Genomic DNA, 15,204 nt, shown 5'->3' on the forward strand with positions numbered 1-15,204 from the left:
GATGCCCAAGAAATCGGCGGCCGATCGCGGCGCGACGCCCTGGCTCCGCGCGCCGGAGCTCCCGTCGCGGGTGGCCGATCGGCGCAGGTCACCGGTGGCCGATCGGCGCAGGTCGCCGGTGGCCGATCGGCGCAGGTCGCCGGTGGCCGATCGGCGCAGCTAGCCGATGGACCACAGCGCCGGCGTCTCGCCCGCGAGGCGGCGGCGGATGGAGTCGAGCGCGCGCTCGTAGTAGCCGTCGCGCGCCGCCACGAACTCGTCGAGCCGCACGTCGCGCGGCGCGATCTTCACCGCGCCCGCGGCGTCCGGCGCGTCCCGCAGCAGGCCGGTCACGCTCTGCGCCTCACCCCGGACGAGGCGCACCGCCGCGCTGAGCGGGAGCGACAGCAGCGCGGTGACCTCCTCCGGATGCGGACGGAACGCCGCGAGCGTGCGGTGGGTCGTCGCGACGAGCACGTCCTGCAGCTCGCGGTCGACGATGCCGGGCGCGTGATCGTCCACGCTGCGGCGCGTGCCGATCCGGATCACGTCGCCCGGCGCGAGCGGCAGGCCGATCTCCTCCTCCGCCTCGCGCAGCGCCTCCGCGAGGCCCTCGCCGGCGCGGTAGTGCCCGGACACGGCGACCTCGAAGGCGCCGGGCCACGTGTCCTTCTCCGGGCTGCGCTGCTGGAACAGCACCCAGGGCTCCGCGTCGCCCCGGGAGGCGCCGGGCTCCCGCTCGAGGAGCACCCAGACGTGGACGCTCCGGTGCCAGTCGCCGTCGCGGTGGACGAGCCTGCGCGCCTTGCGCACGCCGAGCGGCTTGCCGCTGCGATCGAAGACATCGAAGGGCTCGTCCCCGTCCTGCGCCGCCATGCGTCGAGGGTACCGCACCTCGAGCGGCGCGCCGTCCCTTGCTACCCCAACGAGTTCGGTGGTTCCGGCTGCCTCGTGTGTTCCTCGACGAAGCCGTACTTCATCAGGAAGAGGCGCGACGCGCAGCGCCGCCCTGGGCGCTCATCGCGCCGCAGGCGGCAGTCTCCCGAACGGATCAGGCAGCGTCGCTACCGGCGCGAAGGGGCGACACGGTGCGCTGCTGTGCCGAGGAGGCCAGACCGGCGGCGTCGTTCGGAACGTTCGAACGGCGACAGCGCGAGGGCTGGCAGGGAAAGAAAAGCCAGAGTGGCGATCCCAGCGGGAATCGAACCCGCGTTACCGGCGTGAGAGGCCGATGTCCTAACCGCTAGACGATGGGACCTTGTTCTGTCGAGATGGCCTACAGCAGAGCTGATCGGCCTGGCTGGGGGACAAGGATTCGAACCTTGATAGCAAGAGCCAGAATCTTGCGTCCTGCCGTTAGACGATCCCCCAAGGGGTGAGCGCTCTGCATCAGCGCCACGGGCCGCGGAATCTACTCGGGCTGCCCGGTATGTCAAGCGATGAAAATCGAGCCCGGCGAAGAAAGCTCCTCGGCGCCGAAAATCCGCTGCATTTCGCGCCTTTTCCGCCGAGCGTCACCCCGCCGGATCCACCCTGGCGCGCGCCGGCCCCTCGGGCGCCGGGTCCGTCCACCCCGACGGTGCCCCCCCTGGCCACCGCCCGCTTCACCACCGACGTTGCGCCCTCAGTTTCGGCTTCCCGGTTCCTCCAGAAATTGCCGTTTTTGTTTTCGAGGCGCAGCGCCGGCCGAAAAGTCGCGACTGTCTGCCGAGCGCCCTTGACGCGCCGGGAGCCTGATTTACTTTCGGCGCGGTTTTAGCCACCGGCCTAGGAGAGTGCCAAGCAACTGTGATCCCGGGCACTTAGCTCTCGTCGTGTGGGCGGAAGGCCCCGGCGGTGGGGGCGAGCGGGACCTACGGCGAGGCCGATGGTCAGTCAACCAGCCGAGGACGAGGAGCCACCATGAGAATCAGGCCGCTGCAGGATCGGATTGTCGTCAAGCGTGTCGAGAGCGAGACGAAGACCAAGGGGGGCATCATCATCCCCGACGCCGCGAAGGAGAAGCCGATCGAGGGGCGCGTCGTCGCCGTGGGCAACGGCAAGGTCCTGAAGGACGGCAAGGTCCGCCCGCTCGAGGTGAAGGTCGGCGACAAGGTGCTGTTCGGCAAGTACAGCGGCACCGAGGTGAAGCTCGACGGCGAGGAGCACGTGCTCCTCCGCGAGGACGACGTGCTCGCCGTCACGGAGTCCGCCTCCGCCGCGACGTGATCCGGATCAGGCAACCGAACGCAAGCGTTGCAGATGCGGCCGCGCGGCCGCGAGGGGATTGAGAGATGGCTGCGAAGCAGATCGTTTATAGCCGCGGCGCCCGCGCCGCGATCCTGAAGGGCGTGAACACGCTCGCCGATGCGGTCAAGGTGACCCTCGGGCCCAAGGGCCGGAACGTCGTCATCGAGAAGAGCTGGGGCGCGCCGGTCGTCACGAAGGACGGCGTCACGGTGGCGAAGGAGGTCGAGCTCGCCGGCAAGCTCGAGAACATGGGCGCCCAGATGGTGCGCGAGGTCGCCTCGAAGACGAGCGACAAGGCGGGCGACGGCACGACGACGGCGACGGTGCTGGCGCAGGCGCTCTTCGGCGAGGGCCTCAAGCTCGTCGAGGCCGGCCACAACCCGATGGACCTGAAGCGCGGCATCGACGCGGCGGTCGCGAAGGTCATCGAGGCGGTGCAGCAGGCCGCCAAGCCCACCAAGGACAAGGACCAGATCGCCCAGGTCGCCACGGTCAGCGCCAACGGCGACAAGGAGATCGGCCAGATCCTCGCCGACGCCATGGAGAAGGTCGGCAAGGAGGGCGTGATCACGGTCGAGGAGAACAAGCGCATGACGACGGAGCTCGAGACCGTCGACGGCATGCAGTTCGACCGCGGCTACCTCTCGCCCTACTTCGTGACCGACGCCGAGAAGATGACGGCGGTGCTCACGAACCCGCTCATCCTCGTCCACGAGAAGAAGATCTCGGCGATGGCCGACCTCCTGCCGCTGCTCGAGCAGGTCGTGAAGCAGGGGCGCGAGCTGCTCATCCTCTCCGAGGACATCGAGGGTGAGGCGCTCGCCACGCTCGTCGTGAACAAGCTGCGCGGCACCATCAAGGTGGCCGCCGTGAAGGCGCCCGGCTTCGGCGATCGCCGCAAGGAGATGCTGAAGGACATCGCCATCCTCACCGGCGCGACCCCGTTCATGGAGGACCTCGGGCAGAAGCTCGAGAGCGCCACCGTGCGCGACCTCGGGACCGCCAAGCGGGTCGAGATCGACAAGGACAACACCGTCATCGTCGACGGCCAGGGCGACAAGACGGCCATCAAGGGCCGCATCGAGGCGATCCGCAAGCAGATCGCGGACACGACCAGCGACTACGATCGCGAGAAGCTCCAGGAGCGGCTCGCGAAGCTCGCCGGCGGCGTCGCGGTGGTGAAGGTCGGCGCGGCGACCGAGACGGAGATGAAGGAGAAGAAGGCGCGCGTCGAGGACGCGCTGCACGCGACCCGCGCCGCCGTCGAGGAGGGCATCGTGGTCGGCGGCGGCGTGGCCCTGCTCCGGGCGGCCGCCACGCTCGACGCGCTCAAGTTCAACGACGGGCGCGACGCCGGCGTGCGGCTCGTCCGCCGCGCCCTCGAGGCGCCGGTCCGCCAGATCGCCCAGAACGCTGGTGTCGACGGGACGGTGGTCGCGGAGAAGATCCGGTCGGGCGCGCCCACGTTCGGCTACAACGCCGCGACGGACTCGTACGAGGACCTGCTCGCTGGCGGGGTCATCGACCCGGCCAAGGTCGTGCGCCACGCGCTCACCAACGCGGCCAGCGTCTCCTCGCTGATGCTCACGACCGAGGCCCTCATCGCCGAGAAGCCCAAGAAGGAGAAGGCCGCGGGCGGCGGGGCCCCCGGCGGCATGGGCGGCATGGGGGGTATGGGCGGCATGGGCGGCATGGGGGGCATGGGCGGCATGGGCGGCATGGGCGACTTCGACATGGGTTGATCGCCTGTCCGCGCCGCGCTCGGTCCCGGCGCCGGCCTCCACGCCGGCGCTGACCGCCGAGCGCGCCGCTCCCGATGCAGCGGGCCGAGGGGTCCTCCAAAGCATGCTTGGAGGGCCCCTCGCGCTTTGTGAGGCCGAGCGCTCTTGCCTGGGTTTTTGACCCGCGGTCGCGCAGGGCGCTAGACTCTCGGGCAATGTCGGAATCGTCGTTCGCCCCCCGTGGCCGCGAGTACGTGCCGGGCGACGTGCCCTTTCACGGGGGCGATTCCCACGCCGGGGCGGCGATCATGGTGACCGACATGCGGCGATCGAGCGATTTCATCGAGCTCCCGAGGATGCCCCAGAAGCTCGGCGGAGAGAGCTGAGCCGGTGGAGCTGCGCGTCATCGGCTGCCACGGCGGGGAGACCCCCAGGCATCGCACGTGCGCGTTCGTCGTGGACGACGTCCTTGCGATCGACGCGGGCTCGCTGACGAGCGGGCTCGAGATCAAGGAGCAAGCGCGGATCGAGGCGTGCCTCGTGAGCCACGCGCACCTCGATCACATCCGCGACCTGGCCACCATCGCGGACAACCGCTGCCAGCTCGGGTGCCCGCCGCTCGTGATCGCGGGCACGCGCGAGACGCTGCGGACGCTGAAGAAGCACTTCTTCAACAACGTGCTGTGGCCCGATTTCGCGGTGATCCCGACGCCCGCGCAGCCGACCATCCAGTACCTCGAGCTCAAGCCGGAGCGCCCCACGATGGTGGCCGGGCGGCTCGTGCGCGCGGTCCAGGTGACGCACACGATCGACGCCTCGGCGTTCGTGATCGAGGGGAGCGGCGGCGCCATCGCGTACAGCGGCGACACCGGGCCGACCGACCGGCTGTGGGAGGTGCTGAACCAGCAGCAGGACCTCCGCGCGCTGCTCATGGAGGTCAGCTTCCCCGACCGGGAGCAGCGCCTCGCCACGGTGAGCGGCCACCACACGCCGCAGACGCTCGCCGTCGAGCTCCAGAAGTACCGCGCGCCGAAGGACCTGCCGACGATGCTCTACCACATCAAGCCGGTCTTCCAGGCCGAGGTGGAGCGGGAGTGCGCCGCGCTGAAGGGGCTGAACCTGGAGGTCCTCCAGCTCATGGACCACTTCGTCCTGTAACCAGCCAACCCGCGGGTCGGCAGGCGGCCGGGCTGCCCGGCCCGAGGAGACCCTGCTCGTCGCGCCGCGGGGGGACCCCGCCGGGCTCGCCCGCACCCTCGCTCCTCCGGCGCTGCCGGAGGGGGCGCGGCGACGCGCCGCTAGCGGCTCTCCTGGGTGGGCTCGTCGTTGAAGGTGCGCTTGCCGTCGGGGACTTCCTCGACGCGGGCAAGGACGACCGTGATGTTGTCGGTGCCGCCGAAGTAGTTCGCCCGGTCGATGAGCGCCTTGCACGCCGCGTCCAGCGAGCCGCTGGACATCACGAGCTCGAGGATCTGATCGTCGCTCACGAGCCCGGAGAGGCCGTCCGAGCAGAGGAGGTACACGTCGCCGTGGCGCGTCTCGTCCGTCACGAGATCGACGAGGACGTCCTCGCGGATGCCGAGCGCGCGCGTGATGACGTTGGCCGGGAGCTGCCGGACCTCCTCCTCGGTCATCCACGGCGCCATGTGCGCGGCGTCGCTGACGAGCGAGTGGTCGCGCGTGAGCTGCGTGATCTGGCTGTCGCGCAGGCGATAGCAGCGGCTGTCGCCCACGTGGCCGACCGTCACGTGCTCGGCGTCCTTGGAGAACATCGCCGCCACGATCGTCGTGCCCATGCCGAAGTCGGCGAGCGTCTTCAGCGAGCGATCGAAGATGCGCCGGTTCGCCAGCCTGAGGCCGGTGACGACGTAGTTCTCTTCCTCCGTGAGGTTCGGATCGGCAGGGAACGGCCACGTCGCGTCCCTCCCGACCGTCACGGACAGGAAGTCCGAGAGGGTGCTCACGGCGAGCTGGCTCGCGACGTCGCCCGAGCGGTGTCCGCCCATGCCATCCGCCACGGCCACGACACGGTACTCCTCGCTGACGAGGAGGTTGTCCTCATTGTGGTCCCGGAGGAGCCCGGTATCCGTCATCCCGGCAAACCGGGTCCGCAACATGGGCAGAGAGTAGACGCGGAGCAGGGGGGCAGCGCAAGTTCAAGGCGAGGGCAAACCTGAAATCCTGGGCCGGATCTCCCACAGGGGCCGCTCTGCGGCCGCAAGAAGCGGCCGGTCGCGGGGGCGACGGACCCTCCCGGAGGCGCCCGCTCGCCGCGCGCACTTTGCTCTTGAAAGATGAGGAGGGACGTGGATTTCCCCGCCGCGCATGCCGCGTACGCCCGCACGAGCGCGCGCGGCGCGCTTCCGGCGCGGGCGCGGGCGCCCGCTCAGAGCCAGGTCTCGCCGATCGCGATCCCGAGCGCGGCGGCGATCGTCTCGGCGGCGCGCACGCCGCACGCCTGCGCCTCCTCGAAGAGCGCCATCCCGGCCTGATCGACGTGCGCCCAGGCGACGCGCTCCGAGAGCGCGCAGGGCGGATCGAACGGCCGCGCGCCGAGGAAGCCCGGGCGCGGGCGCGGCATCGCGTGGCCCCAGATCATGACGTCCATGCGCGCGACGTCGTCGCGCAGATGCGGGTGCGCCGGCGCGAGATCGCGCAGCACGCCGTCCGCGATCGACGCCCACGGCGCGCCGAGCAGCGCCGCGCGCGCGGCGGCGACGTCGGGCCCGCCGTAAGCGCGGTAGTAGGTCAGCACGGTGCGCTGCATCGGCGTCGCGAGGCGCGACCGCTGCGTCGTCGCCGCCGCGAGATCGGTGAGCTGGTGGCGCGCGTCGACGTAGCCGAGCCCGTCCGCGCCGTAGAGGACGGAATCCCACGCGTGGTTCGGGTCGAGGGGCCGCTCGACGTGCAGGTTCGCCACGAGCCACGCCGACGTGGTCCGCTCGGGCAGCTCGCCCGCCGCGCCCCCCGCGAAGATCCGGCGCGCGACGAACGCCGGCGCCGCGAGGATCGCGGCGCGCGCCTCGACCCGGCGCGCCTCGCCGCGCTGCACGTCGATGTAGCCGACCTCGACGCTCCCCGCCGGCAGCGGGCGCACCGACGTGACGAGCGCGCCGAGCGACACGCGCGGCGCCGCGCGCTCGAGCAGCGCCTTCACGAGCCGGCCGTTGCCCTCGGGCCAGATCAGGTAGTGGCTCCCCGCGAGCGCCGGCGTGCGCACCTTGCGCCCCGCGAAGTAGTGCAGCCCCGCCCAGGCCGAGATCTCCTCCGGCTCGCCGCCGAAGTCGTCGAGCATCGCGTAGCGCACGTACCAGCGCAGGAACGGCGTGCGGTACCCCTCGCGATCGAGCCACGCCGCCATGCTGATCCGGTCGAGCTCGAGGAGCTCGGGATCCCGCGACGAGCGCGCGAGCGGGATCTGGAACGCCGCGCGCCCGTCCCTGCCGGTGAGCTCCGTGAGGTCCTCCTCGAGCGCGTGGAACCGCTCGAGCTCCTCCAGCGCGTCGTCCGGCAGCGCGTCGACCGGCGCGAGGCCGGCGTGCCACGCGCCGTCGTAGAACAGCCGCTCGCCCGGCGCGTGGCAGAGCCTGCGCGGATCGAACACGGGGCGCCCCGCCGCGTCCCACCCGGTGACGACGCCCATCTGATCGAGCAGCCGCAGCGTCGCGCGCGCCTCCACGTTCGGCGCGGCGAGGTAGTGCGCGCCCCACGGGTACGGCACCACGCCGTCCTCGCCCCACGCGCTCGTGCCGCCGGGCCGCGGCTCGAGCTCGAGCACGCGCAGATCGAGCCCGGCGTCGGCGAGGCGCCACGCGGCCGACAGCCCGCTCACCCCGCCGCCGACGATCACGACGTCCGCGCGCTCCGGCGGGCCTGACGCCGTCAGGGTCGACGCGCGCGCGGTGCCGCCGCGGAGCAGGTGACCCGCGCCGTGGGCCGCGCCGACGATCTCGCCGGCGAGCGGCGGTCGCCCCGGCGAGGCCGCGTGCACGAGCCAGCCCGCGGCGACGGAGCTCAGGAAGCCGCGGCGGTTCACCGGATCACCGCGACCACTCGGCCCACTCGCGCGTGTAGACGGAGACGAGCTTCTGGTCGTTCAGCCGGTTCACCGGCGCCTCGACGCGGCCGAGATCGCGCGGGAACCGGAAGAGCTCCGGCAGGCCGCTCGAGTCGAGGTAGCGGAGCTTCGACGGATCGACGCGGAGGGCGCCGGGCGCGGCGAGCCCCTCGCCGCCGGCCAGGATGAACCCCCACTCGCCGAAGCTCGGCACATAGACGTGCAGCGGCGCGGTCTTCCAGCCGGCCGCCTCGAGCGTCGTCACGACGCACCAGAACGACTCGCGCGCGTAGTGCGGCGACGTCGCCTGGACCACGGCGAGGCCGCGCACGGAGATCCGCTGCCGGAGCAGGTGGTAGAAGGCGTCCGTGTACAGCTTGCCGACCGCGTAGTTGCCCGGATCGGGGAAGTCGACGATCGCGAGATCGAACGACTCGGTCGACTCCTCGAGGTACTTGAACGCGTCCTGGTTGCGGATGACGACGCGCGGATCGCGGAGCGCGCCACCGTTCAGGTCCGCGGCGAGCGGCAGGTCGCGGAAGGCGCCCGTGACCGCGGCGTCGAGGTCGACGAGCAGGATCTGCTCGATCGACGGGTACCGGAGCAGCTCGCGCGCGGCGAGCCCGTCCCCGCCGCCGAGGACCAGCGCGCGCCGCGGATCGCGCCCGAGCGCCGCGACGGCCGGGTGCACGAGCACCTCGTGGTACCGGTGCTCGTCGTCGGACGAGAACTGGAGGTTGCCGTTCAGGAACAGGCGCGTGGTGCGCGGGCCCCTCGTGACGACGATGCGCTGGTACGGCGACTGCGCCGCGTAGACGATGGGCGCCCCGAAGTAGAGCGCCTCCGAGCGCTCGACGAACCGCGAGACGAGCGCGAACGCGACCCCGAGCCCCGCGATGACGACGAGGCAGAGCGCCCGCAGCTTGATGATGACGGCGCGCTCGAGCGGGAAGAGGAACGTGCTCGTGAGCGCGACCGCCGCGTTGAGCAGGCCGAAGAAGAGGCTCGTCTGGTGGATCCCGAGGCGCGGCAGGAAGATCGCGGGGAAGAGCAGGCTCGCGGCGAGGGCGCCGATGTAGTCGAGCGTGAGCACCCGCGCGACGAGGCGCTTGAGATCGAGCGAGAAGTTGAGCAGCCGGATGAGCAGCGGGATCTCGAGCCCCACGAGCACGCCGATGAGCAGCACCAGCGAGTAGAGCAGCGCGCGGAACGCCCCGAGCGCGGTGTAGACCCGGAACAGCATCGGCGCGGAGAGCCCGCCCACGAGCGCGAGGCCGAGCTCGATCTCGACGAAGCGCTCGAGGAGGCGGCTCTCGATGTACTGCGAGAGGTACGAGCCGATCCCCATCGCGAACAGGTAAAGGCCGATGACGAAGCTGAACTGCGTCACCGAGTCGCCGAGGACGTAGCTCGCGAGCGTGCCGGTGATGAGCTCGTAGATGAGCCCCGACGTGGCGATGACGAACACGCTCGCGAGGAGCGCCGGGTGCACGAGCCGGGGCAGCGGCTGCGCCGCCAGGGCGTCTCCAGCAGGGGCCAGCGCGGCGCCCGTCGAGCTCTCCTCGGTGACCGGCATCGGCGCGGTCCTAGCACCGCTCGTGCTGGATCACAGCTGGCCTCCGCTTCTAGTATGGTGCTCGCGTGAGCACGCCCTTCGACCGAGCAGCCGCGTGCCCCTCCTGCGGCGCGCCGATCACGTTTCGCTTCGCGGGCGCGATGGCCCAGGTGTGCAAGCACTGCAAGTTCGTCATCGCCCGCACCGACCGGGACCTGCGCGCCATCGGCCGCGTCGCCGACCTCGTCGAGATCCCCACGCCCCTGCAGGTCGGGGTCACCGGGCGCTGGGGCAACGAGCCGTTCGTGGTCGACGGCCGCGTGCAGCTCGACCGCGCCGGCGCGCCGGGCGCGCCCTGGCAGGAGATCTTCATCGCGTTCCCGAACAGCGGCCGCTGGACGTGGGTCGCCTTCGCCCAGGGGCGCTGGTACGCGACCAGCGAGGCGCCGCTCCCGCTGAACGGCCTCCCGCCGTGGACCGCCCTCCAGCCCGGCGCGCGCGTCCACCTCGAGGGGCACGGGATGTTCACCGTCGTCGAGGTGGGACGCCGGCGCGTCATCTCGGCCGAAGGCGAGATGCCTTACGTCGCCCCGCCGGGCGTGGTGACCGTCTTCGTCGACATCGCGGGGCCGCAGGGCGAGTTCGGGACCCTCGACTACGGCGACGGCCGGAGCATCCCGCCGAAGCTCTACCTGGGCCGGCAGTTCGACCCGGCCGTGATGCGGCTCGACACCGGCGCGCCCGTGGAGATGCCCTCGGCGCAGGTGACCGCCGTGGCGTGCCCCAACTGCGGCGGCAACCTGCCGCTCGCCGCCCCCGGCACCGCGGAGCGCATCGTCTGCCGGTACTGCGGCACCGCGAGCGACCTCTCGAAGGGCGCCCTCACCGCGCTCGGCCAGGTCCCCCGGCCGCCCATGGAGCCGTACGTCCCGCTCGGCGCCGAGGGCCAGCTCCGCGGCATGCGCGTGCTCTGCATCGGCTTCGTCATCCGGGGCTGCACGGTGGAGGGCGAGCGCTACCGCTGGCGGGAGTACCTGCTCTATGGCGGGCCGAGCGTCGGCTACCTGTGGCTCATGGAAGAGGACGGCGCGTGGCAGCTCGTGGCGCCGCTCTCGCCCGGCGAGGTCCAGCCCATGGGCTCGGTCGCGACCTACAAGGGACAGACGTACTCGCTCAAGCAGAGCGTCCAGGCCGAGGTGGAGTACGTCATCGGCGAGTTCTACTGGAAGGTCGAGATCGGCGAGTCGGTCCAGGCGACGGAGTACCAGGGCTCGGACGGCAAGATCAGCATCGAGCAGGCCCCGACCGAGGTCAGCGTGTCGTTCTGCTCGCCGCTCCCAGGCAAGGAGCTCGCCGCCGCCTTCCACCTGTCGCCCCCGCCGCGCCCCGCGCTCGGCGGCGGGACGGGGATGAGCGCCGGCACGATCCTCGTCATCATCGTCGTCGTGATCATCGTCCTCATCCTCCTCAGCGCGCTCAGCGACTGCGGCGGGGGCGGCGGGGGCGTCATCTTCGTTCCGACCGGCGGGAGCAGCCCGAGCTTCGGCGGCGGAAAGTGATCCAGCTTCACTGCTCGATTCGGCTGGGCTTGAATCGAACGGCGTCGCGACGCGGCGACTGACGCGATCCGGCTGGTGCCGAGTCGGGGTGCCGAGGGCTGGACATGCCTGTGTCCACCCCCCGCAGCGAGGGTGATCGCGCGGCGAGCGGAGCGGTCGGATTCGGGCAGACGATGGTCGGTTTCGGGTACCGTTCGCGGCCGGCCGTCCGTGGCGGCCGAGTGATTTCAACGGTTTACACGCTGGTCGGCGGCGGCCCGTGACGTGCAATGTGCCGCCGAAGCCGGCGCGGGCCGGTGACGGAGGACCATGCAAACCGTGAATTCGGTCGATCCGCACGCACAGCTGCGCGCGCTCTACATCTCCCTGCTCCGGAACCAGGAGCACTTCGACGAGTTCAAGCAGCTCCTCGCCCTCTACGTCGTCGCGCCCGAGTCCGACGAGGAGCCGGCGGATGCGGCCAGCGTCCGCGCGGAGCTCAACGGGCGCATCCGCTCCTGGATCGGCGGCTTCTTCGACGGGCTGAGCGCCGCTCAGGTGCTCCAGTGGCGGGCCATCGTGGTCGAGGAGCGCATCAACGTGTGCCTGTCGCCCTGGAAGGAGTCGAACATTTATTGATGCTGCGGCGCAGGCGACAGGCGGGGTTGCACCGCCATCGACGTACATCTCAGCGGCGCGGCTCCGCCCCGGTGCCATCTACCGGCGCCCCGGGTGCGCGGCCGTCCACCGGCGCCCGGAGCGCGCGGCGCAGGTCCGGCGGGGCGGCGCGCCTGGCGACGGAGGTGCCCGCTCATGGATGAGGCGCTCTGGGTGGATGAGCTCTACAAGGCGTTCTGGCGGACGCTCCCCGGCATGCTGCACGCCGAGGCGCAGGGGCTGGCCCACACCCTCGGCCTGGCGCCGTCGCGCGACGTGCCCTGGAGCGCGGTGTTCCGCAACGAGTTCACCCTGGCCGCGCCCGCGCTGCTCGCGGAGGCGATGCCGGGGGTCCGGGGGGCCACGGTGCAGGACGCGCTCCTCGCGCACGTGCTCGCCGTCATCGAGGCGTTCGGCACCGACCGCATCCACGACGCGCAGGTCCGCCCGACCTGGCAGCTCGAGGCGATCCTGGCCCACGCGCGGCGGGCGCGCGACGAGGCGCTCCGCCGCGTCGCCCCCGGCGTCGACGACCCGGCCATCGACTTCGCCCGCGCGGACGACGCCACGCTGCTCGCCATCGGGGCGGAGCGCGCCCTCCTCGCCAGCGGCGAGCCCGCCGGCTTCAGCCGCTATTACGCGCTCTCGCTCGCCAAGCAGAGCGTCGGCTTCCCGGCGTCGATCGCCCTGGCGCACGCCGCGGGCTGGACGGCCGCGCAGCGCGAGGTGCTCTCGCGGATGCTCTCGTCGGTGTGGCTGGGCCTGCAGCTCCACGACGACGTCATGGACTGGCAGGACGACTACCAGCGCGGCGGCGCGTGGGCCGTCGTCCTGGCCTCGGAGCTCCGGTCGCGCGCGCACGGGGAACCAGACGTCGACGACGCCGACGACGGGGATGACGACGCCGCGCGCGGCCAGGGCCGCGCCCGCGGCGGCGCGCACCGCCGCGGCGCGGTCGCGTACGGGCCGCTCGGCACGCCGCCGTGGGGCATCGCCGCGACCCCGAAGGCGCAGAGCGAGCCGCCGGCCTCCAGCGCGCCCTCGTCCCTGATCCCCGTACGGCGCATGGTCCTCGAGGCCGGCGTCCTCGGGGCGATGCTCGACGGGGAGCGCCGGTGCTTCCGCGCCGCCCGGCGGCGCGCGGCCGTCCTCGGCGCGCGCCGCGTCGCCGCCTGGGCGGAGGGGAGGGAGGTGCAGGCGCAGGAGCTCGCGCGGTGCGAGGCCGAGAGCCCGGGCTTCGCCAACCGCGCCCATGCGCTCAAGTCGTGGGCCAAGGCCGTGCTGGCATGAGCCGGGGCCGCAGCGCGGCCACGCGAAAGGGAGGGGGGCCTCCGGCGGGCGGCGCGGCCACGCCAGGGGGGGCGGCCCCCCTCGAGGGCGGCGCGGCCACCCCAGGAGGCGCGGGCTGTCCGGAGGGCGGCGCGGCCGTCCCAGGAGGGGAGGGCTTCCCGGAGGAAGGACCCGCCCGCCCGGAGCGCAGCCGCTCGAGCGCCCCGCCCCCGGCGTCCGCCGCCTCGCGCAGGGAGCGCCCGCCGCGCCCGCCGTGGGACTTCGGCTATGCCCCGGTGCCGACGGCCGCGTGCGACGACGACGGCGGTCCCCTCGATGTGGTCGTCGCCGCGCGCCGCGCCGTGGCGCCCGACGCCGTGATCGCGGCGCTCTCGGCGCGGTGGTCCGGGGTCGAGGTCGAGCGGATCGTCGAGCGGGCGCCCATCTTCTGGCTGCGCGTCCGGTCGCCCGATCGCGGGCGGCGCGCCGAGGTCGCCGCGGCGCTCGCGGCCGCGGGGCTCCCGGTGCGCTACGTCGCGTCGGCCCAGCGCACGAGCGCCGCGGTCGCGCCGCGCTTCGACGCCGCCCCGGCCGACCCGGCGCGCCCCGGCGAGGGCTGGGCCCCGCGCGGCGCCTCGGACGAGGACGAGCCCGTCACGCCAGGCCGCTGGTTCCTCCGCGCCGAGGAGGGCGGGATCGCCGTCGATCGCCGCCGCTGCGGGACCGGCGCCGGGATGCGCCTCGGCGTGATCGACGATGACGGCCAGGCGGCCGACGAGCTCGGGCTCGACCGCGAGGTGCTGGTCCTTGTCGAGCAGCCGCCGCGCAGCCAGGCGCACGGCGCGCTGATGGTCGCGTGGGCCGTCGGGGTCCGCCGCCCCGGCGGCTTCCGCGGCGTCGCGCCGGACGCCTCGCCGCGGCTCTACCTGATCCCGAAGCCGGGCGGGTGCGTCCTCGCCCTGCCGGTCGCGATCGTCCAGGCGGTCAGCGACGGCGCCGACGTCGTTGTCTGCGCCGCGTACATCGAGGGCTCGACGACGCCGATGCTCGACGACGCGCTCGAGTTCGCCGCCCGCCTCGGGCGCGGCGGGCGGGGCTGCCCGGTCGTGTTCCCGACCGGCCGCGAGGCGTCGAGCCCCCCCGACTCGCTCCACGCGAGCTTCTCGCTCGGGTTCGGCGAGCCCGCGAGCGACCCGCGCGTGTTCTGCGTCGGCCCGGCCGCCCGCGGCGAGGGCTGGTTCCTCTGGCGGGATCGCCGGCGGCGCAGCCGCCCCTTCGCCAACCGCGGCCCGGCGGTGCGGTGGCTCGCGCCCGGCGACGATCTCACGTGCCCGCTCCCGCCCGCGTCGGGCGTGGAGCCCGCGGCCGAGCGGCTCTGCCACGCGGAGTCGAGCGGGGCGTCGGCCCTCGCCGCGGGCGCCCTGCTCCTCGTCCTGGCGCAGAACCCCGCGCTCCGCGTGCCCGAGCTCGACGCCCTCGTCCGGCGCACGCTCGACCCGGTGCCCCCCGAGGCGCCCGCGTCGGCCGAGCCGGTGGCCGACAGGTGGGACCTCCTCCCCGAGGCGCGCGACCGCGACGGCCACAACGCGAAGCACGGCTACGGCCGCATGGACGCGGGCCGGGCCTGCCTCGCCGCCGGCGATCCGATCGCGCTTTCGCTGGTGCTCCTCGGCGAGGACGACGCCGCGCGCGCCTGGCACGACGCGCGCGCGGCGCGCCCGCTCGCCCGCGGCCTGTACTCGCGCCGCCTCGCGCGCTGGGCCGTCCGCGCGCTGCTCGCCGACCCGGGCCTCTGCCACGGCGTCTGCGCCCTCGCGCGCCACGCCCGCCTCACCGCGGGAGACCCCCGGCGCCAGCGCGCCCACGGCGCGGGCGTCGTGCTGCGGCACCTCTCGCTCCTCGTCCGCGGCCTCGCCGTGAGCCGCCCGGCGCCGGCGCGCTCGCCGCGCGTGCGGGAGGAGCTCGCCGCCCTGCTCGACTGGCTCGAGCGAGCCGCGAGCGACGCCGACGCCGTCGGGGCCGTCGAGGCGCGCTTCGGGGAGCTGGCGGCCGCCGTGTTCGTCGGCGCCGCGGAGCGCAGCGCGCCCGAGAGCGCCGCCCGGGCGCGCTCCGCCGCCCCTCCGGTGGAGTGATCCCGCCCTCATCTCCGCCCTGGAACGTAATGAACCTCGCGCGACCGCGCCGCCGGGCGACCGGGAT

General features: G+C 73.2%; 12 protein-coding genes and 2 tRNA genes. 8 read left to right on the forward strand and 6 right to left on the reverse strand.

Annotated elements, in window-relative coordinates:
* Window positions 1–159: 159 nt before the first annotated feature.
* The 3 genes from WME76_RS10150 to WME76_RS10160 form a co-directional block, all read right to left on the reverse strand.
* Window positions 160–855: an NUDIX hydrolase gene (locus WME76_RS10150; RefSeq protein WP_437959954.1), complete on the reverse strand. Its 696-nt coding sequence runs from the start codon at window positions 853–855 to the stop codon at window positions 160–162.
* Between the two features lie 307 nt (window positions 856–1,162).
* Window positions 1,163–1,237: transfer RNA gene (locus tag WME76_RS10155), tRNA-Glu, on the reverse strand.
* A 39-nt stretch (window positions 1,238–1,276) separates the two neighbouring features.
* Window positions 1,277–1,350: transfer RNA gene (locus tag WME76_RS10160), tRNA-Gln, on the reverse strand.
* 531 nt (window positions 1,351–1,881) lie between these two features.
* Here WME76_RS10160 and groES point away from each other — a divergent pair.
* The 4 genes from groES to WME76_RS10180 all read left to right on the forward strand — a co-directional run bounded on the left by groES (window position 1,882) and on the right by WME76_RS10180 (window position 5,087).
* Window positions 1,882–2,187: a co-chaperone GroES gene (gene groES / locus WME76_RS10165; protein WP_061607224.1), complete on the forward strand. Its 306-nt coding sequence runs from the start codon at window positions 1,882–1,884 to the stop codon at window positions 2,185–2,187.
* A gap of 65 nt (window positions 2,188–2,252) precedes the next feature.
* Window positions 2,253–3,950: a chaperonin GroEL gene (groL, locus tag WME76_RS10170; RefSeq protein ID WP_437959955.1), complete on the forward strand. Its 1,698-nt coding sequence runs from the start codon at window positions 2,253–2,255 to the stop codon at window positions 3,948–3,950.
* A gap of 194 nt (window positions 3,951–4,144) precedes the next feature.
* The gene (locus WME76_RS10175; protein WP_437959956.1) at window positions 4,145–4,315 is read left to right on the forward strand and encodes a hypothetical protein; all 171 of its coding nucleotides are present in this window, start codon (window positions 4,145–4,147) and stop codon (window positions 4,313–4,315) included.
* 4 nt (window positions 4,316–4,319) lie between these two features.
* A complete protein-coding gene (locus WME76_RS10180; RefSeq protein ID WP_061620633.1) occupies window positions 4,320–5,087 on the forward strand; it encodes an MBL fold metallo-hydrolase in 768 nt (255 codons plus the stop codon).
* Between the two features lie 140 nt (window positions 5,088–5,227).
* Here the strand turns inward: WME76_RS10180 and WME76_RS10185 are convergent, their stop codons facing one another.
* The 3 genes from WME76_RS10185 to WME76_RS10195 all read right to left on the reverse strand — a co-directional run bounded on the left by WME76_RS10185 (window position 5,228) and on the right by WME76_RS10195 (window position 9,562).
* The gene (locus WME76_RS10185; protein WP_061620634.1) at window positions 5,228–6,046 is read right to left on the reverse strand and encodes a PP2C family protein-serine/threonine phosphatase; all 819 of its coding nucleotides are present in this window, start codon (window positions 6,044–6,046) and stop codon (window positions 5,228–5,230) included.
* Between the two features lie 269 nt (window positions 6,047–6,315).
* Window positions 6,316–7,965, reverse strand: coding sequence for an FAD-dependent oxidoreductase (locus tag WME76_RS10190; protein ID WP_437959957.1), 1,650 nt, complete (start codon window positions 7,963–7,965; stop codon window positions 6,316–6,318).
* A 4-nt stretch (window positions 7,966–7,969) separates the two neighbouring features.
* Window positions 7,970–9,562, reverse strand: a complete 1,593-nt coding sequence (locus tag WME76_RS10195) for a polyamine aminopropyltransferase (protein ID WP_437959958.1) — start codon at window positions 9,560–9,562, stop codon at window positions 7,970–7,972.
* 65 nt (window positions 9,563–9,627) lie between these two features.
* Between WME76_RS10195 and WME76_RS10200 the strand changes: the two genes are divergently transcribed.
* The 4 genes from WME76_RS10200 to WME76_RS10215 all read left to right on the forward strand — a co-directional run bounded on the left by WME76_RS10200 (window position 9,628) and on the right by WME76_RS10215 (window position 15,137).
* The gene (locus tag WME76_RS10200; RefSeq protein ID WP_437959959.1) at window positions 9,628–11,100 is read left to right on the forward strand and encodes a DUF4178 domain-containing protein; all 1,473 of its coding nucleotides are present in this window, start codon (window positions 9,628–9,630) and stop codon (window positions 11,098–11,100) included.
* 309 nt (window positions 11,101–11,409) lie between these two features.
* Window positions 11,410–11,718, forward strand: coding sequence for a hypothetical protein (locus tag WME76_RS10205; protein ID WP_061618292.1), 309 nt, complete (start codon window positions 11,410–11,412; stop codon window positions 11,716–11,718).
* A gap of 174 nt (window positions 11,719–11,892) precedes the next feature.
* Window positions 11,893–13,026 (forward strand): hypothetical protein, encoded by a 1,134-nt coding sequence (locus WME76_RS10210; RefSeq protein ID WP_437959960.1) that lies wholly within the window; start codon window positions 11,893–11,895, stop codon window positions 13,024–13,026.
* Window positions 13,023–15,137 (forward strand): hypothetical protein, encoded by a 2,115-nt coding sequence (locus tag WME76_RS10215; protein ID WP_437959961.1) that lies wholly within the window; start codon window positions 13,023–13,025, stop codon window positions 15,135–15,137. The genes WME76_RS10210 and WME76_RS10215 overlap by 4 nt, the downstream gene beginning before the upstream one ends.
* Window positions 15,138–15,204: the final 67 nt, after the last annotated feature.

This window comes from Sorangium sp. So ce119, assembly GCF_051524405.1.
Lineage (GTDB): Bacteria > Myxococcota_A > Polyangia > Polyangiales > Polyangiaceae > Sorangium > Sorangium cellulosum_G.